General features: G+C 70.2%; 4 protein-coding genes. 3 read left to right on the top strand and 1 reads right to left on the bottom strand.

Features of this window, described 5'->3' with window-relative positions; genetic code table 11:
• The coding region (locus tag AOK11_RS46025) for an HGxxPAAW family protein (protein ID WP_240497653.1) at window positions 1–371 on the bottom strand (371 nt) is incomplete at its 3' end.
• A gap of 101 nt (window positions 372–472) precedes the next feature.
• Between AOK11_RS46025 and AOK11_RS38415 the strand changes: the two genes are divergently transcribed.
• The 3 genes from AOK11_RS38415 to AOK11_RS38405 form a co-directional block, all read left to right on the top strand.
• On the top strand, window positions 473–949 hold the full coding sequence (locus AOK11_RS38415; RefSeq protein ID WP_055598224.1) for a MarR family winged helix-turn-helix transcriptional regulator: 477 nt from the start codon (window positions 473–475) through the stop codon (window positions 947–949).
• A 111-nt stretch (window positions 950–1,060) separates the two neighbouring features.
• Complete coding sequence (locus tag AOK11_RS38410) at window positions 1,061–1,498, top strand: DUF7144 family membrane protein (RefSeq protein WP_055598223.1); 438 nt, start codon at window positions 1,061–1,063, stop codon at window positions 1,496–1,498.
• A gap of 43 nt (window positions 1,499–1,541) precedes the next feature.
• On the top strand, window positions 1,542–2,052 hold a 511-nt coding region (locus tag AOK11_RS38405; protein WP_055598222.1), incomplete at its 3' end, for a potassium channel family protein.

Here is a 2,052-nt window from a genome sequence, read left to right as displayed (position 1 = left end):
AGTTGTGTATAGGGGACGGGGGGGGGGGGGGGGGGGGGGGGCGCGCCGGATTCCGCCGCCGTGGTCCGGCGCCGGCCGCGGCCCGCCAGCCGGCATCCCAGGCACCCCGGGTGCCCGTCCCCGGCACCGGGGTCCCTGACCCACCAGTCCCACTGCTCCCTCGGCCGCCGTCCTGTCGGCTTGCCCCACCCGGCCAGATGCAGCGCCCAGGTGACCAGGAGGCCGAGCAGGACGATGCCCAGGCCGACGGCCCGCGACACCCCGGATCCCGTACACACCCCCAGCGCGAGAACAGCCGCCCCCGCGGTGACGATCCCGAAACCGGTCCACCCGGCGACGGTATGCCCATGGTCATATTGATGTGCGCTCACGCACCTGCTCCCTCACCACAGTCGACGGGCGCGAAAACCTCTCACGATGTAAGCAATTTAGCGCAGAAAACTCTCACGCGCTAAGTGAAATGGGGAACACCATGCACGCGAAGCCGCGCCCACCCGCCACGCCGGAGCAGGCGCTGTGGGCGATGGACCGCCTCATCGCGACCCACCTGGTGGGCCAGCACCGGATCGCCCAGCAGGTGGACCTGAACGTCACCGACCTGACCTGCTTCGGGTTCGTCATCGGGTCGGGCGACAACCTGCTCACGGCCGGAGAGCTGGCGGAACGCGTCCACGTCACGACGGGCGCGATGACCGGCATCCTCAATCGCCTGGAACGCGCCGGCTACATCACCCGCCGCCCCGACCCCACGGACCGCCGTCGCGTCCGGGTGGCCGCCCAGCCGGACGCCGTGGCCCGCGTCCGCGAGATCTACGAGCCGCACTACGCCCGGCTCACCGCGCTCTTCGCCGACTACGGCCCCGACGAGATCGCCGTCCTGAGCGACTGGTTCACCCGAGCGAACGCCCTCGCGGCCGACTACCTCGAGGAGCACGGCCGCACCAAGTGACGAGGCGCGTGCGGCACGACACCCGAGGTGCCGAGCACACCCGGGGGTGCAAACCTGGATGAGGAAACACACCGCTCGGGGACCACTCGGGGCAGCCGAAAGGGCGAACACATGGCGAGCAATGTCGGTGGAACACACCAGCAGCGGACCGGATGGGAAGCCCAGAGCGCATGGGCGACAGGCTGGACCGGGGCCGCGGCGGTCCTGATGACGTTCGGCGGGATCATGGCGATCTTCCAAGGCATCGCCGCCATCGCCGAGGACGACGTCTTCGTCACCACCCGCAACTTCACCTACGCGTTCAGCCTGACCGGCTGGGGCTGGATCCACCTGATCATCGGCGCCCTCATCCTGGCCGCGGGGCTCGCCCTGTTCACGGGGGCGGCCTGGGCCCGCGCCACAGGTGTCGCCCTGGCCGGACTGAGCATGATCGCCAACTTCGTGTGGCTGCCCTACGCGCCGGTCTGGTCGATCGTCCTCATCGTCATCGACGGCTTCATCATCTGGGCCCTGTGCTCACCACGCCGCGAGACGGCACCCCGAACCTAGGAACGCCCTTCCCCGCCGGCCTCCAGCCCTCCCTCCCCGCCCCATGGAAAGCAGTCACCACCGCGAGCAGGCCACGGCACGGAACACCCTGCGGCGCTGGCTCGCCCAGGCCGTCGCCGCGACCGTCCTGGTCACCGCCTACTTCCTGCTCCCCCTCGACGACCTGGGCCCTCGACGCCCGACCCTGAGCTGGACGCTCTTCGGCCTGACCCTGGCGCTCATCGCCACCCTGCTGTTCCAGCAGATCGGCCACGTCCTCCTCGACCACCCGCACGGCCGGCCCGGACTGGTCATCCCCCTGCTGATGAGCCTGTCCATCCTGGTCTTCGCCACCGCCTACCAGGCCCTGGCCCAACGCCCCGGCGAACTCATCGGCCTCGACACCCGCCTGGACGCCCTGTACTTCACGCTGGTCACCCTCGCCACCATCGGCTACGGCGACATCACCCCGCACGGCCAGGCGGCCCGCCTGGTCGCCATACTCCAGATCCTCTACACCTTCATCTTCCTCACCGCGGCGGCCACAGCCCTGAGCCGCCGCGGTGAGGAAGATG

Source organism: Streptomyces hirsutus (assembly GCF_001418415.1).
In the GTDB taxonomy this organism is placed as follows: Bacteria; Actinomycetota; Actinomycetes; order Streptomycetales; family Streptomycetaceae; genus Streptomyces; species Streptomyces hirsutus.
This window is presented reverse-complemented; position numbering and strand designations above follow the sequence as displayed.

Coding starts and splice junctions, on each gene's coding strand:
- AOK11_RS38410 (WP_055598223.1), top strand. CDS start 1,061: ATGGCGAGCAATGTCGGTGGAACACACCAGCAGCGGACCGGATGGGAA.
- AOK11_RS38415 (WP_055598224.1), top strand. CDS start 473: ATGCACGCGAAGCCGCGCCCACCCGCCACGCCGGAGCAGGCGCTGTGG.